Origin of the sequence: Amycolatopsis sp. NPDC098790, assembly GCF_044759945.1 — a bacterium.
Classification (GTDB): Bacteria; Actinomycetota; Actinomycetes; order Mycobacteriales; family Pseudonocardiaceae; genus Amycolatopsis.
Map to the genome: position 1 here is coordinate 325,214 of NZ_JBIWAI010000007.1, position 16,525 is coordinate 341,738.

General features: G+C 71.6%; 12 protein-coding genes. 6 read left to right on the top strand and 6 right to left on the bottom strand.

Going from position 1 to position 16,525, the window contains the following annotated elements:
* The first annotated feature begins 38 nt into the window (after positions 1 to 38).
* Together ACIQWX_RS42345 and ACIQWX_RS42350 are read left to right on the top strand one after the other, a co-directional pair.
* On the top strand, positions 39 to 2,408 hold the full coding sequence (locus ACIQWX_RS42345) for an RNA degradosome polyphosphate kinase (protein ID WP_400883942.1): 2,370 nt from the start codon (positions 39 to 41) through the stop codon (positions 2,406 to 2,408).
* Positions 2,405 to 3,358, top strand: coding sequence for an NUDIX domain-containing protein (locus ACIQWX_RS42350; RefSeq protein WP_400883945.1), 954 nt, complete (start codon positions 2,405 to 2,407; stop codon positions 3,356 to 3,358). The genes ACIQWX_RS42345 and ACIQWX_RS42350 overlap by 4 nt, the downstream gene beginning before the upstream one ends.
* A 746-nt stretch (positions 3,359 to 4,104) precedes the next feature.
* On the opposite strand, the gene ACIQWX_RS42355 is transcribed toward ACIQWX_RS42350, so the two are convergent.
* From ACIQWX_RS42355 to leuC, 4 genes are all read right to left on the bottom strand, one after another.
* A complete protein-coding gene (locus ACIQWX_RS42355; RefSeq protein ID WP_400883947.1) occupies positions 4,105 to 6,816 on the bottom strand; it encodes a BTAD domain-containing putative transcriptional regulator in 2,712 nt (903 codons plus the stop codon).
* Positions 6,817 to 7,564: 748 nt separating this feature from the next.
* On the bottom strand, positions 7,565 to 8,227 hold the full coding sequence (locus ACIQWX_RS42360) for an HU family DNA-binding protein (RefSeq protein WP_400883950.1): 663 nt from the start codon (positions 8,225 to 8,227) through the stop codon (positions 7,565 to 7,567).
* 229 nt (positions 8,228 to 8,456) lie between these two features.
* Positions 8,457 to 9,059, bottom strand: a complete 603-nt coding sequence (gene leuD, locus ACIQWX_RS42365) for a 3-isopropylmalate dehydratase small subunit (RefSeq protein WP_372673107.1) — start codon at positions 9,057 to 9,059, stop codon at positions 8,457 to 8,459.
* A 21-nt stretch (positions 9,060 to 9,080) separates the two neighbouring features.
* Entirely contained in the window at positions 9,081 to 10,514 is a 1,434-nt protein-coding gene (gene leuC, locus ACIQWX_RS42370) for a 3-isopropylmalate dehydratase large subunit (RefSeq protein WP_400883953.1), read from the bottom strand.
* A 143-nt stretch (positions 10,515 to 10,657) separates the two neighbouring features.
* Here leuC and ACIQWX_RS42375 point away from each other — a divergent pair, with 143 nt between their 5' ends.
* Positions 10,658 to 11,359 carry an IclR family transcriptional regulator gene (locus tag ACIQWX_RS42375; RefSeq protein WP_051183801.1) on the top strand — a complete coding sequence of 234 codons (702 nt, stop codon included), beginning with the start codon at positions 10,658 to 10,660 and terminating at the stop codon, positions 11,357 to 11,359.
* 14 nt (positions 11,360 to 11,373) lie between these two features.
* Here the strand turns inward: ACIQWX_RS42375 and ACIQWX_RS42380 are convergent, their stop codons facing one another.
* The gene (locus tag ACIQWX_RS42380) at positions 11,374 to 11,688 is read right to left on the bottom strand and encodes a nuclear transport factor 2 family protein (RefSeq protein WP_400883955.1); all 315 of its coding nucleotides are present in this window, start codon (positions 11,686 to 11,688) and stop codon (positions 11,374 to 11,376) included.
* A 100-nt stretch (positions 11,689 to 11,788) separates the two neighbouring features.
* On the opposite strand from ACIQWX_RS42380, the gene ACIQWX_RS42385 reads away from it, so the two are divergent.
* Positions 11,789 to 12,034, top strand: coding sequence for a hypothetical protein (locus ACIQWX_RS42385; RefSeq protein ID WP_372673104.1), 246 nt, complete (start codon positions 11,789 to 11,791; stop codon positions 12,032 to 12,034).
* A gap of 52 nt (positions 12,035 to 12,086) precedes the next feature.
* Positions 12,087 to 12,656: a hypothetical protein gene (locus tag ACIQWX_RS42390; RefSeq protein WP_400883957.1), complete on the top strand. Its 570-nt coding sequence runs from the start codon at positions 12,087 to 12,089 to the stop codon at positions 12,654 to 12,656.
* A 562-nt stretch (positions 12,657 to 13,218) separates the two neighbouring features.
* Here ACIQWX_RS42390 and ACIQWX_RS42395 read toward each other — a convergent pair.
* The gene (locus tag ACIQWX_RS42395; protein WP_400883959.1) at positions 13,219 to 15,276 is read right to left on the bottom strand and encodes a glycoside hydrolase family 3 C-terminal domain-containing protein; all 2,058 of its coding nucleotides are present in this window, start codon (positions 15,274 to 15,276) and stop codon (positions 13,219 to 13,221) included.
* Positions 15,277 to 15,439: 163 nt separating this feature from the next.
* Between ACIQWX_RS42395 and ACIQWX_RS42400 the strand changes: the two genes are divergently transcribed.
* Positions 15,440 to 15,805 carry a hypothetical protein gene (locus ACIQWX_RS42400; protein ID WP_400883960.1) on the top strand — a complete coding sequence of 122 codons (366 nt, stop codon included), beginning with the start codon at positions 15,440 to 15,442 and terminating at the stop codon, positions 15,803 to 15,805.
* The last annotated feature ends 720 nt before the right edge of the window (positions 15,806 to 16,525 follow it).

Here is a 16,525-nt window from a genome sequence, read left to right on the forward strand (position 1 = left end):
CACCGCGGCCTGCGCAATTCGGCGTGGCTTGGTGAACAATGGGGTCCGTGAGCACAGACGACGGCGGCACGCCCGCACCACGGAGGCGACGGAACCCGGCGAACGGATCTTCGGAGACGGCGAAGAAGGCCGCCCCCGCGAAGCCCGCCACGGCCAAGAAGACCCCGTCGAAATCCACCGCGCGCGACACCGCGGCCCGTGCCACCGCCGGCAAGCCGAGGGTTCGCAAGACGACCGCCGCGGCCGCCACGCCCGCGACGAGGCGCCGCCGGACCGCCGAACGCCCGCCCGAGGAGTTCCGCGCCGTCCCGTCCGCGCCGCCCGCGGTCACCGCCGTGCCGACCACCGTCGAGACGCTGCCGGACGACCGGTACTTCAACCGCGAACTCTCCTGGCAGGACTTCAACGCCCGCGTGCTCGCGCTGGCCGAGGACGAGTCGCAGCCGCTGCTCGAACGGACGAAGTTCCTCGCGATCTTCGCGTCCAATCTGGACGAGTTCTACATGGTCCGCGTCGCCGGCCTGAAGCGCCGCGACGAGACCGGCCTCCTGGTCCGCAGCGCGGACGGCCTCACCCCGCGCGAGCAGCTCGACTACATCGCCAAGCGCAACCAGGACCTGGTCGAGCGGCAGACCGGCGCGTTCGAGAAGCACCTGCGCCCGCAGCTGGCCGAGCACGACATCCGGATCGTCGGCTGGGCCGACCTCTCCGGCGCCGACCAGCTCCGCCTGTCCAGCTACTTCTCGGAGCAGATCTTCCCGGTGCTGACGCCGCTGGCGGTCGACCCGGCGCACCCGTTCCCGTACATTTCCGGCCTTTCGCTCAACCTGGCCGTCACGGTCCGCGATCCCGAGGGCGGCACCGAGCGCTTCGCCCGCGTGAAGGTGCCGAGCAACGTGCCGCGCCTGATGCGCGTCGAGACCGAGCGCACCAGCCGGACGGCGACGTTCCTGCCCCTCGAAGAGCTCATCGCCGCGCACCTCGGCGAGCTGTTCACCGGCATGGACGTCACCGAGCACCACGTCTTCCGCGTCACCCGCAACGCCGACTTCGAGGTCGACGAAGACCGTGACGAAGACCTCCTGCAGGCCCTCGAGCGCGAGCTGGCGCAGCGCCGGTTCGGCCCGCCGGTGCGCCTCGAGGTCGCGCAGGACATGAGCGAGCACATGCTCGAGCTGCTGCTGCGCGAGCTGGACGTCGACCCGGCGGACGTCGTCGAGGTGCCCGGCCTGCTGGACCTGACCTGCCTGCACCAGCTGTCCGGAGTGGACCGCAAGGAGCTGAAGGACCGGCCGTTCGTCCCGGCGACACACCCGGCGTTCGGCGAGCGCGAGACCCCGAAGAGCGTTTTCGCGACGCTGCGCGAGGGTGACGTCCTCGTGCACCACCCGTACGACTCGTTCTCCACGAGCGTGCAGCGCTTCATCGAGCAGGCGGCGGCCGACTCGAAGGTCCTCGCGATCAAGCAGACGCTGTACCGGACGTCCGGCGACTCGCCGATCGTCGACGCGCTGATCGACGCCGCCGAGGCGGGCAAGCAGGTCGTCGCGCTGGTCGAGATCAAGGCGCGCTTCGACGAGCAGGCCAACATCACCTGGGCGCGGACGCTGGAGCGCGCGGGGGTGCACGTCGTCTACGGCCTGGTCGGGCTGAAGACGCACTGCAAGGTGTCGATGATCGTGCGGCAGGAGGGCTCGACCATCCGCCGCTACTGCCACATCGGCACCGGCAACTACAACCCGAAGACCGCGCGGCTCTACGAGGACATCGGCCTGTTCACCGCCGACCCGAGCATCGGCGCCGACGTCACGGACCTGTTCAACGTGCTGACCGGCTACTCGCGCCAGGACACCTACCGGACGATCCTGACGTCGCCGCACGGCATCCGCCGCGGCATCGTGCGCGCGATCGGCGAGGAGATCGAGCTGGCGCGGGCCGGGCAGGACGCCGGCATCCGGATCAAGTGCAACTCGCTGGTCGACGAGCAGGTCATCGACGCGCTCTACCACGCGTCGCAGGCCGGGGTGCCGGTCGAGATCGTGGTGCGCGGGATCTGCACGCTGAAGCCCGGCGTCGAGGGGCTGTCGGAGAACATCCACGTGCGGTCGATCCTCGGTCGGTTCCTGGAGCATTCGCGGATCTTCAACTTCCGCGCCGGCGGCACGCACTGGATCGGCAGCGCGGACATGATGCACCGCAACCTGGACCGGCGGATCGAGGCGCTGGTGCGCGTCAAGGACCCGAAGCTGACCCGGCAGCTCGACAACATCTTCGACTCGGCGCTCGACCCGGCGACGCGGTGCTGGGTGCTGACCGCGAGCGGCGAGTGGTCGCCGTTCCCGGCCGACGGTTCGCGAGTGCGTGACCACCAGCTCGAACTGGCGAAGCTGCACGGGGCCGCCGGATGACCCACGAAGTACGGGCGGCCGGCGCGGTGCTGTGGCGCGTCGCCGGAGGGGTGACGGAAGTCGCCCTGGTCCACCGCCCGCGGTACGACGACTGGTCGTTGCCGAAGGGAAAACTCGACCCGGGCGAGACGATCGCCGAAGCCGCCGTACGCGAAGTGCGCGAGGAGACCGGGTTCGCCGCGGTCCTGGGCCGTTACCTGGCCCGGACGGCGTACCCGGTGCCCGCCCGGCACGGCGGCGGCACGGTCCCGAAGACGGTCGACTACTTCAGCGCCGAAGCCGTGTCCGGCGAGTTCGCCGCGAACGACGAGGTCGACGAGCTGCGCTGGCTCGAACCGACGGCGGCGGAAAAGCTGCTGACGCGGCAGGAAGACGTGCGCGTGCTGCGCGCTTTCTGCGAGGTCCCGGTGGGCCTGACGACGCTGCTGCTGGTGCGCCACGCGAAGGCGGGCAAGCGGGACGAGTGGACCGGCGACGACGACCTGCGGCCGCTGTCCGAAGCGGGCCTGAAGCAGGCGTCGGCGCTGCGGCGGGTGCTGGGCCTGTTCGGTCCGGACCGGGTGCTTTCGGCGCCGCGCCTGCGGTGCGTGCAGACGGTGCACGGGGTCGCCGACGACGTCGGCACCGAGGTGCGCCACGAGCCGCTGCTGTCGGAAGAGGGCTACTGGCCGGACCCGGTGCTGGGCGTCGCGCGGCTGCTGGCGCTGGCGGGCGACGGCGGGACCCCGGTGGTGTGCAGCCAGGGCGGCGTGATCCCGGACCTGGTCAGCGCGCTGGCCGACCGCGACGGCGTGGAGCTGCCGGCCGCGCGCGGCGGGGTGGTGCCGAGCAAGAAGGGCTCGTTCTGGGTCCTGTCGTTCCGCGCGCCGACGGCCGAGGAAGGCCCGCTCCTCCTGGCAGCCGACTACCACCCGAGCGCGCTGCCGACGCCGTCCCCCAGCCACCGCTGAGCCGGTTGTCCACACGCGGGCCGTGATGTGGACAAGGCCCGCTCGGCAACCGCCTTTCCGGCCTTTTCGTCGGACACCGCCGATACGCGAGCGGGCCGGACCGCATGAACGACTCTTTCAGCGCGTGGGACGTCATGAAAGAGTCGTTCATAACGTTCGGCCGAGGCGTCGCCGTGTTCCCTGGCGGCTTTTCGGCTGGTAGCCGCTCGGTTGTCCACAGCGCCGCCGTGATGTGGACAAGCGGGTCGCCGAGAGGGCCATTCACCCGGTTTCGTCGGTCGGCGCCGATAGACTGGACCGGGGTCAGCCCCCAGGGATGGGTGGGGCTTGGCAAAGTCGCCCAACTCAACTGTCCCGGCGCCGCGGCCAACCGACTAGACCAGCTGGATATCCGCCGGGTCTGAGTGGCGCGATCCAGCCCTGCAGTAGCCAGGACGTGACGGTCGCGAACGTCGCATTCGGGACGTGGGAGGTCTCGAATGCGACATTCGCGGCACCGCGGCGGCCTCTCGGCTGCCGAGGACGATCGCCGTTCCGGCTTGAAGCGCGAGCTGAAGGAGACCTTTCACCTTCCAGTGCGCCCGAGCAGAGACAGGAAATGAGCACGCGCGACTTTGCCGGAACCCTGCCAGGGATAGGTGGGGCTGCTCTGGGGCGTCTCGGGCCTCAGCAGCGCTTCCGCCGCGACAGCGTCGTGACAGTCGATCTTGGTGTACTGGTGCCGGGCCCCGCTGGGCTGCGCCGGGCTAGGGGTACGGCGCATCCCGGGACGGGGGCCCGACTGCGGGCACCGTCGCCAGCAGGGCCTGGATCTCCGGGATGCGGGGGTCGCCGAGGCGCTGGCAGACGCTCAGCGCCTCGGCCCAATGCCGCCGCGCCTCCTCGCCCCGGCCCGTGCGGAGCTTGAGCCGGCCGAGGGTGATCCGGACGTCGATGGTGCCGTACTCGGCGTTCAGCTCCTTCAGCTCGGCGAGCGCTTCCAGGCCCGCCTTCTCCGCTTCGTCGTGCCGCCCGGCTCCTTCGAGCGCTTCGGCGACGTTGCCCAGCGCCAGCGCCGCGTGGTACCGGTCACCCAGGCCCTCGAAAGCTTCGTGCGCGGCCTGGGCCGCTTCGGCGGCGTTGTCGTAGTTGCGCAGGCCGATGCGGCTGGCGCTGACGTTCAGCAGCGCGTGCGGCACGAACGTCCGCTGGCCGTGGTCGCGGGCGAGCCGGACCGCCTGCAGCGCGTGGCGCTCGGCCTCGGCGTACTCCGCCCGGACGTAGTACGCGCCGGCCAGGTTGGACAGGATCGCCACGGCCAGCGCGGTCCCGTCGCCCGTCTCCGACGCCGCGCGCGCCTCCTCCAGGGCTTCGAGCGCCTTGTCGGGCTGCAGGGTGCGCAGGTAGGCCGAGCCGAGGTTGTTGGCGCTGTACTGCAGTCCCGTGTTGTCGCCGGCGACGCGGGTGGCGGTGACGGCCGTGCGGGCCGTCGTGATCCAGTCGTCGCGGTCGTGGCGTTCGGCGAAGAACCCGCGCAGCAGCCAGGCGAGCTTCCACGCGTGCGCCGTGAAGCCGCTTTCCGCGGCGATGCCGACGAGCGCGGTGAGGGCCACGCGTTCGGTCGTGTACCAGGCGATCGTCTGCTCGTGCTGGGTGAAGGGGACGGCGGGCAGCGGCGGGGTGTCGAGCGCGATGTCGTCGGTGAGCAGGTCGGGGCGGACGAGCTTCGTCGCTTCGGCGACGCTCGCGAGGTACCAGTCGAGGAGCCGGCGCAGCGCCGCCGCGCGTTCGGCCTCGCTCGACTCGGTTTCGACGAGCTCGGCGGCGTAGACGCGCAGCAGGTCGTGGAACTGGTAGCGGTCGGTGCCGGGCTGGTTGAGCAGGTGCGCGGCGGCGAGCTGGTCGGCGAGTTCGCGGGCTTCGCGCAGGTTCGCGCCGGCGAGCGCGGCGGCCGAGGACAGGCTGAAGCCGTGGCCGGGGTGCAGGCCGAGCAGCCGGAAGAAGCGTGCGGCGGCGGGGCGCAACGCCTTGTACGACCACGAGAACGCGGCCCGCAGGTCGGTGCCGGCGTCCTGCGGGTCGCGCAGGGTGTCCAGCCGCAGCCGCTGGTCGCGCAGCTCTTCGACGATCCCCGCGAGCGAGACGCCGGAAAACCGCGACGCGCGTTCGCCGGCCAGCGCCAGCGCCAGCGGGAGCCGTCCGCACAGCTGGACGAGCTCGGCGACGGCGTCCGGTTCGGCGGCGAGGCGCTGCGGTCCGACGCTGCCGGCGAGCAGGGCGGTGGCGTCGACGTCGTCGAAGGAGCGCAACGCGATCCGGCGGGCGCCGTCGCGGGCGACGAGGCCGCGCAGCTGGTTGCGGCTGGTCACGACGACGAGGTTGTCCGGCCCGGGCAGCAGCGGGCGGACCTGGTCGGCGTCGCGGGCGTTGTCGAGCAGCAGGAGCGTGCGGCTGCCGGCGAGGCGGCTGCGCAGGAGCGCGGAGCGTTCCTCCACTGTGGAAGGCAGGGTTTCCGGCGGGACGCCGAGGGCGCGCAGGAAGCCGGCCAGCGCGGCCTCCGGCGTGACGGGCGTGCCCGCGGAGTGCCCGCGCAGGTCGAGGAACAGCTGGCCGCCGGCGAAGCGGTCGCGGACGCGGTGCGACCAGTGCACGGCCAGCGACGTCTTCCCGACGCCTGCCGTCCCTTCGATGACGACGATGCCGGACGCGCCGCCGGGCGGGAGCCGGTCGAGCTCGGCGAGTTCGGGGCCGCGGCCGGTGAAGCCCGCGACGTCGAAGGGCAGCTGGCGCGGCACGGTGTGCACAGCCGGCCCGGCGTCGGTGGCGAGCAGTTCGGCGTGCAGGCGGCGCAGGTCCTCGCCGGGCTCGACGCCGAGTTCGTCGGCCAGCAGGGCGCGCAGCCCGGCGTAGCGGGACAGCGCTTCGGCGCGGCGGCCGGACCGGGCGAGGACGCGCACCAGCCGTTCCCACAACGATTCCCGCAGCGGGTGCTGGGCGACGAGGTCGGTGAGCTCGGCGACGAGCCGGGCATCGGGGACGAGCCCGGTGTCGAGGTCGATGCGCTGTTCGACGGCGAAGAGGTACCGCTCGGTCAGCAGTGGCCCCCATTCGGCGGCGAGGACGGGGGATCCGACGCCTTCGAGGGGAGCGCCGCCCCAGGCGGCGAGCGCGGCGGTGAGCAGGGCGCGGCGGCGGGTGGGTTCGGTGGAGGCGGCGGCCTGGTCGAGGGTGCGGAGGAAGCGCAGCGCGTCCACCCGGGACGGGTCGACGACCAGCCGGTACCCGTCCGGTTCGGTGACGACGGTGTCTTCGCCGCAGAGCCGGCGCAGGCGCATGACGTAGGTCTGGAGGCTGCCGCGGATGTGCGCGGGAGGGGCTTCGCCCCAGACGCCGCGAGCGAGGGCATCGATCGTCACCAGCCGGCCGGCGGAGAGGGCGAGGGTGGCGAGCAGGGCGCGCTGCCGGGAGCTGGTCAGCACGACCGGCGCACCGCCGACGAGCGCTTGGAACGGGCCGAGCAGCCGGATGTCGATGGTGGTCGCCCCCAGGTTCGCGCGCGCCGCGGGACACCGCCGGACGCGGACCCCGAGGAGGGCAGCGTGGCATCACTCGGCCGGGCGCTCAAGCAACTTTGCGAAATTGGGCGGAACCGGTTGCGGCGCGGGTGGGTGCTCCGAGCGGGTGGTGCACGGATCCCGTTCGGACGGCCGATCCCGGTAGTGGGTAACGCGGGGTTCATCGCGCTTGAATGGATGGGTTGTGAATGGGACGAGCGGATCGCTTCTCCCCCACCGGCTCCGCTTGATGCCCGCGCCACATCCGCCGGTCACAGGGCCGGACCGCTGTTCCCCCACCGGCTCCGCTGGATTCCCGGGCCACTTTCTCCGCGCGACAGGAGCCGGACCGTTTCCTTACCAGCTCCGTCGGATACCCAAGCCGAGCCGGACCGCTCTCCCACCGGCTCGCTCGCTCGGATACCGGAGCCGTATCAGCCGGGCCGACAAGTCCGGCTCGCCTCTCCCCCGCCAAGCGACCTGACCAACCTCACCGCGGCCCTGCGCACCGACCGCGCGCGATCGCCGCTGCCCCACCAAGTCCGCGAACACAGCAAAGCCCCGCGCACAGCTGCGCGGGGCCCTGCCGACGAATCTCCTACGCCCAGCGGGGGTCACCCCCCAGGGGACCCCTGCTTTCACGTTACCGCAGGGGTACGACAATTTCGGGTGGTCAGCTCTTCTTCGCCGCCGTGGTGCGCCGGGCCGGAGCCTTGGCGGCCGTGGTCTTCCGGGCCGTCGTGGACTTCGCGGCCGTCGTCTTCGGAGCCGCCGCCGTCTTCGGAGTCGCGGCCGCCTTCGGAGCCGCCGTCTTGGTCGCCGCGGCCCTCGTCGTCGCCGCCTTCGGAGCTGCCTTCGCGGGAGCCGCCTTCGCCCGGGTCGTGGTCGACTTCGCCGCCGTCGCGCGCGTTGTCGTCGCCGGCTTGGCCGCCGCCGCGCGGGTGCGCGTCGTCGTCGAACGCGTCGTCGCCGGCTTGGCGGCCGCCGCCCGCGTGGACGTGGTGGCAGTCGTAGTGCGCGAAGACGCACGCTTCACCGGCGCGGCCTTCGGCAGCTTCTTCGCGCCGGAAATGACCTCCTTGAAGGTGGTCCCGGCGCGGAACGCGGGCACGTTGGTCTTCTTGACCTTCACGGCCTCACCGGTTCGCGGGTTGCGCGCGGTACGAGCGGCGCGGGCACGCTTCTCGAACACCCCGAAGCCGGTGATGTTGACCTTCTCGCCCTTGTTGACCGTCCGGATGATGATGTCGACCAGACCGTCGACCGCCTCGGAAGCGGCCTTCTTGTCGCCCAGGCGCTCCGTCAGCGCCTCGATCAGCTGGGCCTTGTTGGCCATTCCAGTCCTCCAAGAAGGAAGTACTCGTCCACGGCCGCGTCGGGCCGACTAGCGACACGGTATTACCAAGGCAGCACAAATTCCAAACGGTACGCGGAATCTTTCCCTTGCCCCGGGGCGGGTTCCGCCTCGCGGGAGATCCCCGCGAGGGCCGTTCGGCGTGGTGTCGCAGCCGATCGAGTAAGGGGCGGAATCCCTTGCATCACAAGGGATTCCACCCCCGAACGACCTACGGAGCGGCGATCGGCGTCGTCGTCGGCTTCCAGGACGGGCGGGCCGTCTCGAACGCGTCGATCTCACCGGCATGGCGCAACGTGAGAGCGATGTCGTCGAGGCCCTCCAGCAGCCGCCAGCGGACGTAGTCGTCGATCTGGAAGGGCGCGGTGAAGTCCTTGGCGCGCACGGTCTTGGTCTCGAGGTCGACCGTGACCTCCGTGCCGGGCTCGTTCTCCAGCAGCTTCCAGAGCAGTTCGACGTCGTGCTGCTCGCATTGCGCGGCCACCAGGCCGCCCTTGCCGGAGTTGCCCCGGAAGATGTCGGCGAACCGGGCGGAGATGACGACCCGGAAGCCGTAGTCCATCAGCGCCCAGACGGCGTGCTCGCGGGACGACCCGGTGCCGAAGTCCGGCCCCGCGACCAGCACGCTGCCCCGCGAGAACGGCTCGGTGTTGAGGATGAAGTCCTGGTCACCGCGCCAGGCGGCGAACAGGCCGTCCTCGAACCCGGTCCGGGTCACCCGCTTGAGGTAGACCGCCGGGATGATCTGGTCGGTGTCCACGTTGGACCGGCGCAGCGGGACGCCGATGCCGGTGTGCTGGGTGAACGGTTCCATCGCAAAAGCTCCTCGGGTGGGTCAGCGGGCGGCGGTCAGCAGGTCTTCCGGCGACGACAGCGTGCCCCGCACGGCCGTGGCGGCGGCCACGAGCGGCGAGACCAGGTGCGTCCGGCCGCCCTTGCCCTGCCGGCCCTCGAAGTTGCGGTTCGACGTCGACGCGCTGCGCTCGCCCGGCTTCAGCTGGTCCGGGTTCATGCCAAGGCACATCGAGCAGCCGGCCTGGCGCCATTCGGCGCCCGCCTCGGTGAAGACCTGGTCGAGGCCCTCCTCCTCGGCGGCCTTGCGGACCCGCATCGAGCCGGGAACCACCAGCATCCGGACCGAGTCCGCCACTTTCCGACCCCGCAGCACCTCGGCCGCGGCGCGCAGGTCCTCGATCCGGCCGTTGGTGCAGGAGCCGAGGAAGACGGTGTCGACGGCGATCTCGCGCAGCGGCGTCCCGGGCTTCAGGTCCATATAGGACAGGGCCTTTTCAGCGGCGATGCGGTCGTTCTCGTCCGGGATGCGCTCCGGGTCGGGCACCTCGGCGCCCAGCGGGAGGCCCTGGCCGGGGTTGGTGCCCCAGGTCACGAACGGCGTCAGCTCGCTCGCGTTCAGGTGCACCTCGGCGTCGAACTCGGCCCCTTCGTCGGTGCGCAGCTCGCGCCAGTTTTCCACCGCCGCGTCCCAATCGGCGCCCTGCGGCGCGTGCGGACGGCCCTTCAGGTAGGCGAACGTCGTCTCGTCCGGCGCGATCATCCCGGCGCGGGCGCCGGCCTCGATCGACATGTTGCAGACGGTCATCCGCGCCTCCATCGAAAGCGCTTCGATGGCCGCGCCGCGGTACTCCAGGATGTAGCCCTGGCCGCCGCCGGTGCCGATCTTCGCGATCACCGCGAGGATGATGTCCTTCGCCGTGACGCCGGGCCGCAGTTCGCCGTCGACGGTGATCGCCATCGTCTTGAAGGGACGCAGCGGCAGCGTCTGCGTGGCGAGCACGTGCTCGACCTCGGACGTGCCGATGCCGAAGGCGATGGCGCCGAACGCGCCGTGCGTGGAGGTGTGGCTGTCGCCGCAGACCACGGTCGTGCCGGGCTGCGTCAGGCCGAGCTGCGGGCCGATGACGTGCACGATGCCCTGCTCGGCGTCACCCATCGGGTGCAGCCGGACGCCGAACTCCTTGCAGTTGCGGCGAAGGGTGTCGACCTGGGTGCGCGAGACCGGATCGGCGATGGGGAGCTCGATGTCGACGGTCGGGACGTTGTGGTCCTCGGTCGCGATGGTCAGGTCGGGGCGGCGCACCGGCCGCCCGGCCAGGCGGAGGCCGTCGAAGGCCTGCGGGCTGGTCACTTCGTGCAGCAGGTGGAGGTCGATGTAGAGGAGGTCCGGCTCGGCGCCTTCGCCTCGGCGCACGAGGTGGCTTTCCCACACCTTCTCCGCGAGCGTGCGGGCCTTGCCGGTCGGGCTGGTCATCTCCGGCTCCTTCCACGGTTCGACGTCGGAACTCGGGCGCGCACCTGCGGAACGGATGCGAGCCGCGAAGGAAGGGCGCAGCTCGAGTTCAGGGTTTTCCCAGATGCTGGACTTCCCAAAGTGCGGGACGCTAGTATCGGGTCGTGGGACAGCATAGCGGTATCGGAGTACTGGACAAAGCAGTGGCCGTCCTGCAGGCGGTCGCGGACGACCCCTGCGGCCTCGCCGAACTGTGCACGCGGACGGGTCTGCCCCGGGCCACCGCGCACCGGCTCGCGGTCGGGCTCGAGGTGCACCGGCTGCTGCGCCGCGGTCCGGACGGCCGCTGGCGTCCCGGTACGGCGCTGGCCGAACTGGCGGGCGGTTCGACGGACCCGCTGCTCGACGCGGCGGGCGTGGTGCTGCCGAAGCTGCGGGACGTCACGGGCGAAAGCGTGCAGCTCTACCGCCGCGACGGCGTCCAGCGCGTGTGCGTCGCGACGGCGGAACCGCCGTCCGGCCTGCGGGACACGGTCCCGGTGGGTTCACGGCTGCCGATGACGGCCGGCTCGGGCGCGAAGGTCCTCGCCGCGTGGGCGGATCCGCACACGCAGCGCACGATCCTGGCCGACGCGGTCTTCGGCGAGCGGACGCTGCTGGAAGTGCGGCGCCGCGGGTGGGCGCAGTCGGTCGCCGAGCGCGAGCCCGGCGTGGCGAGCATCTCGGCGCCGGTGCGCGATTCCGCGGGCACGGTCGTGGCCGCGGTGTCGGTGTCCGGCCCGATCGAGCGCATCGGCCGCAAGCCGGGCGCGCGCTGGGCCGCGGACCTGCTCGCCGCGGCGGACGCGTTGCAGGAACGGCTCTGAATTCCGGTCAGGACTCAGGCTTGGCCGGTTTCGAACCGCGCCACCTTGCCGTCGCGAACGGTGAACGCCCACCGCGTCCGCATGGCGCCCCACGTCGAGTTCGAGTAGTTCGCGACGAACCGCCTCCCTTCGTCCTGGGCGGTCTCCACTTCGAGGTGGCCCTGGCTGGAGAAGATCTCCTTTTCGGTCCACTCCGCGAGGTCTCGGTCGGTGCCGTCGTCGGACATCGTCGCGTCGGACGTCAGTGCGGCCCGGAACGCTGTGCGGTCGCCCGAGTTCAGCGCGTCGACGAACGCGCGCACGGCCGGGTCTTCGATCTGTTCGGTCATGGGGCCATGGTGCACCGTTCGGGGGAACCTCGCGAAAACCGCGTATTCGGTGACTGCGGTCACGTCTCCTCCAGGACAGCACCACGGAGGGGGAACGACGATGTTGAACAGAAGGGCACTGGCGATGCTGCGGGCGGTCGGCGCCGGGCGGGCCGAGCTGACGTGCAGCTGCGAACCGGACCTGCGGGTCGACGGGCTGCCGTGCTGCGACCAGGCGACGGCGCACGAGCTGGCGCGGGCGGGGCTGATCCGGCCGGTCCGCGTGGTGGCCGTCGGGCAGTGGACGCGGGCGGAGCTGACGGAGGACGGCCGGTCGGCACTGGGCGGCACGCTCGCCGCGGCGTGACGCAACCGGCGGGGCCCCTCGCGCGTGTACTGGCAAAGCGGGAGGGGAAGCCATGAGGATCGTGCCGGGTCTGCTGGGGGCGTGTCTGCTGCTGACGGCGTGTTCGGAGCCGGGCCCGCCGGCCCCGCCGACGGTGACGGTGACGGCGCCGCTGACCGCGCCGACGGCGGACCCGGCCGCGCTCGACTGGCTCGACGGGTTCTGTTCGGCGATCCACGACTACCGGAAGCGCACGAACGCGGAGGCGGTGCCGGGAACGTCCGACCCGGGTTCGGTCGAGGAGGCGCAGAAGGCACTGAGCCAGGAACTGGGTGGTATCGCGGACCGGACGGGCGAGGTGGTCGACCGGCTCCAGGCCCTCCCACCGGCACCGGTACCGCTGGCCGAGACGGTCCGGAAGGCATTCGTCACGAAGTACACAACGGCCCGCGACCGGGCACGCGACGCGAAGACGACCCTGGACGGCGCCAAGCCGGGCGACGCGGCTTCCCAGCAGCCGGCGGTGACGGCGATGGAGCAGGCTCAACAGGATGTCGACGGAACGTACGACCCGGTGGCGCCGTTGGCGGAGTCCCCGGAACTGTTGACCGCCGCGGCGAGCGCGCCGGGCTGCAAGGCCTGAAGCGGAGGCCGGCGACCCCCACCCTCCCTGGCAGGGTTCCGGCAAAGTCTTCAAGCCTGACAGCAGGACGGGCCACCCCAGCAAGCAAACCCCACCCATCCCTGGGGGCTGACCCCGGTCCAGTCTATCGGCACCGACCGACGAAACCGGGTGAACGACCCTCTCGGGGGCCTGCTTGTCCCCATCACGGCGACACTGTGGACAACCAAGTGGTTACCGTCAAGGGGCCGCCAGGGAGCACGGCGACGCGGCGACCGAACGTTCTGAACGACCCTTTCACGTCGTCCGACGCGCTGAAAGAGTCGTTCATGCCGTCCGGCCCGCCCGCACCTCGCCACGCCGGCCGACGGCGGGAATCGGAAAGCTGCTGACAGCAAGCACGACTGGGCCGGGCAGCCCCCGCCCTCCCTGGGGGGCGTCCCCGCTTCCAGCGTATCGGGCCCCACCGACGAAAAGCCGGAAAAAGGGACCGCCCGGGCGCACTGATCCACATCACGACCGGGCTGTGGACAACTCCGCGACGCCAGCGCCAACGCCAACGCCGTGGACGACACACCGCCCGTCAGCGCATGAGCCGCGCCTGCAGCGGCAACGACCGCGACGAGTCGCCCACCTGCACCGTGAACCCGCCCTTCACCGGCGCCCACGCGTGCGTCTCCGTGTCCCACACCGAAAAGTCGCGCGCGTCCAGGGAGATCGTCACCCGGCGGGATTGCCCCGGCGCCAGCTCCACCCGCGAGAACCCCTTCAGCTGCCGCGGCGGTTCGCCCGCGGCCGCCGGGAAACCGAGGTACAGCTGGGCCACCTCCGCGCCCGCGCGGTGGCCCGTGTTCCGGACCGTGAACGTCGCCGTCGCGCCGTCGCGCGTCGGTCGCACCGACAACCCGGAAAACGCGAACGTGGTGTACGACAAGCCGTACCCGAACGGGAACAGCGGCGCGCGGCCCTGCGCGTCGAACCAGCGGTAGCCGACCTGCAGCCCCTCCGAGTACTCCGCGACCCCGTTCACCCCGGGGAACTGCGCCGCCGTGTTCGCCGGCGTGTCCGCGTCCGCCGCGGGGAACGTGATCGGCAGCTTCGCCGACGGGTTGACGTCGCCGAACAGCACGCTCGCCACCGCGGCGCCGTCCTGCTGGCCCGGGTACCACGCCTGCAGGATCGCCGGGACCGACGACGCCCACGGCATCAGCACCGGGCCGCCGCTCTTCACGACGACCACCGCGTGCGGGTTCGCCGCCGCGACCGCCGCCACGAGCGCGTCCTGGTTGCCGTCCAAGGCCAGGCTCGGCCGGTCCTTGCCCTCAGCTTCGTTGTCGCCCACCATCACGACGCTCACTTCGGCGCCGCGTGCGAGTTCGGCCGCCCGCGCGGGGTCGCTGCCGTCGTCCAACGTCACCGTGGCACCGGGCACGCGAGCCTGCAGCCCGGGCAGTGGGTCCACTGTGGACGTCGGGATGACGGCGGAGCTGCCGCCACCCCCGGTCTTGGCCTTGGTGGCGAACGGCCCGATCAGCGCGATCGACTTCACCGAGGAATCGAGCGGGAGCTGGGCGTGATCGTTGCGCAGCAGCACCATGCCGCGTTCGGCGAACTGCTTCGCGGCGGCGTCGTGCTGCGCGGTCGGCAGCGGCGTGAGCACCGGCGGGTGGTCGAACTGCCCGAACGCGAACATCGTCCGGAAGCGCGGCACCAGCAGCTCGTCGACGCGCTGTTCGCTCACCTGCCCGGCGAGCACGGCCTGCTTCATCTTCTCGCCGTACCAGGTGCCGTCGATCATCTCGAGGTTCATGCCCGCGTTCGCCGAGCCGACGGTGCTGTGCGCGGCACCCCAGTCGGACTGGACGAAACCCTTGAAACCCCAGTCGTCGCGCAGCTTTTCCTGCAGCAGCGCCGGGTTCTCGCACGTGAAGACCCCGTTGATCTTCGGGTAGGCGCACATCACCGAGCCCGCGCGGCCTTCGGTGACGGCCTGCTCGAAGTGCGGCAGGTACAGCTCGTTGAGGGTGCGCTCGTCGATGTGCTCGTCGATGCTCTGGCGCTGGGTCTCCTGGTTGTTCGCCGCGTAGTGCTTGACCTCGGCGATGGTGCCGTTCTCCTGGATGCCGCGGATGTCGGCGGCGCCCATGGCCCCGACGAGCACCGGGTCCTCGCCCATGCCCTCGAACGTCCGGCCGTTGCGCGGGACGCGGGCGATGTTGATGTCCGGCCCCTCGGACACGTTGTGCGCGAGGGCGCGGGTTTCGTCGCCGATCAGCCGGCCGTAGCGGCGCGCGAGTCCGGTGTCGAACGTCGACGCGAGCGCCATCGTGGCGGGCAGCGCGGTCGCCGGTTTCTGCGGTTTGTCGTCGGCCGGGCCCATCCCGGCGGGGCCGTTGGCGATCCGGAAGCCGGGGACGCCGAGGCGCGGGATGGGTGGGACGAACCGCTGGTGCTCGGCGTCGGGCTGCAGGTGCAGCTGGGAGATCTTCTCGTCGAGAGTCATGGCGGCGACGAGTTCGGCGGCGCGCCGATCGGGCGACTGACGGGCGTCGCGCCACGGCTGAGCGTCCGCGACCGCCGTCGCCGGTGCCGCGATCGACAATCCCAGTACCGCGGCAAGAACGAGCCGGCCGGTGCGCATCGCGGTCTCCCTCGTCGTCGAACGGGATCAACGGCGGACAAGTTAACGCATACGTGACCGGGAAACATAGATTCGATAGTCGTTCACGTACTTGAACATTGGTGCGGCTCAACCGTTTCCCCGGCTCAAGCGTGGAGTGACCACGCAGGAGAGGGGACTGAGCATGCTGAAGAAAACCCTGATCGGCCTAATGACGGCGGCGCTCGTGCCGGTGGCACCGGCGCACGCGGAGCAGGCCGTGGTGTGGTCGCTGACCCAGGACGTCGCGCCGGGCGGGCAGGTCCAGGCGGTGGTGTTCGCTGAGTGGGACGTGGGCTGCACGCCGAACGGACCGGTCACGTCGAGGGGCTTCACGGCACCGTTGCGGTGGACGGAGGGCGGCGATTGGGGCCGGCACGCCGGTTACGCGACGGCGGTGGACCGGCCGGGCAGGTACCTGGCGGTGTTCCCGTGTACCGATGGGCGGACGGCCACCGGTTCCTTCACCGTCACGGTCGTCGCGCCGGCGGGTGACCGCCCGGCGGGTTGACCATCCACAAAGGACACCCCGGGGCGGGCGCGTGCCCCCAGGCAGCCGCCCCGGGGGCCCGCCCACCCCAGAGGGCGGGCCCGGCCCGGCGGTCTTCCCGCCGGGCCGGTCTCAGCGCAGCCGGGTTGTCCACACCGCTCGGCAGTTGTGGACAACCCGGCTCCGCGGAGGGCCGAAACGCCGGGGTTGTCGGTGGGCGCCGATAGACTGGCCAAGGGGACGCCCCCCAGGGAAGGGCGGGGGCCGGTCTCTGCGGGCCGGGGCCGCCCGCAGTGGCCGGAAATAGGTCGGCAGAAGCGAGTCGCCCCGAGGTGACTCGCACGAATTTCCTGGGAGAGGCGTTCACCGCATTCGGTGGTAGGGGCCTGGCGACGTCGGCGTTTCGGGTCGCCGGAGCGAAGCCCAGACGTCTTGAATGAGTCATTCAGGACCTCCGGAGACCTGAATGACTCATTCAAGGCGTTCGGCTGGACCGCCGGTCATGCCACCGCGCACCTTGCCGGAACCCCGCCGGGGAAGAGCGGGCCGATCTCGGCGGGCACCGGTCTCGGCGGGGCTGGTTTCGGCGGGCGCCGGTTCCGGCCGACGGCGGTCTCGGCGGGCACCGGTCTCGGCGGGGCTGGTCTCGGCGGGCGGCGGTTCCGGCCGGCGCCGGTCTCGGCGGGAGGCTGGTTCCGGCGGGCCCTGGTCTCGGCGGGCCACTGCCGCCCGGAAGTCATG

Bases quoted from the DNA above. Each gene is read 5' to 3' on its own strand.
- leuD (WP_372673107.1), bottom strand. From the start codon at position 9,059: ATGGAACCGTTCACCCAGCACACCGGCATCGGCGTCCCGCTGCGCCGG.
- ACIQWX_RS42345 (WP_400883942.1), top strand. From the start codon at position 39: ATGGGGTCCGTGAGCACAGACGACGGCGGCACGCCCGCACCACGGAGG.
- ACIQWX_RS42400 (WP_400883960.1), top strand. From the start codon at position 15,440: ATGCTGAAGAAAACCCTGATCGGCCTAATGACGGCGGCGCTCGTGCCG.
- ACIQWX_RS42385 (WP_372673104.1), top strand. From the start codon at position 11,789: ATGTTGAACAGAAGGGCACTGGCGATGCTGCGGGCGGTCGGCGCCGGG.
- ACIQWX_RS42390 (WP_400883957.1), top strand. From the start codon at position 12,087: ATGAGGATCGTGCCGGGTCTGCTGGGGGCGTGTCTGCTGCTGACGGCG.
- leuC (WP_400883953.1), bottom strand. From the start codon at position 10,514: ATGACCAGCCCGACCGGCAAGGCCCGCACGCTCGCGGAGAAGGTGTGG.
- ACIQWX_RS42360 (WP_400883950.1), bottom strand. From the start codon at position 8,227: ATGGCCAACAAGGCCCAGCTGATCGAGGCGCTGACGGAGCGCCTGGGC.
- ACIQWX_RS42350 (WP_400883945.1), top strand. From the start codon at position 2,405: ATGACCCACGAAGTACGGGCGGCCGGCGCGGTGCTGTGGCGCGTCGCC.
- ACIQWX_RS42380 (WP_400883955.1), bottom strand. From the start codon at position 11,688: ATGACCGAACAGATCGAAGACCCGGCCGTGCGCGCGTTCGTCGACGCG.
- ACIQWX_RS42395 (WP_400883959.1), bottom strand. From the start codon at position 15,276: ATGCGCACCGGCCGGCTCGTTCTTGCCGCGGTACTGGGATTGTCGATC.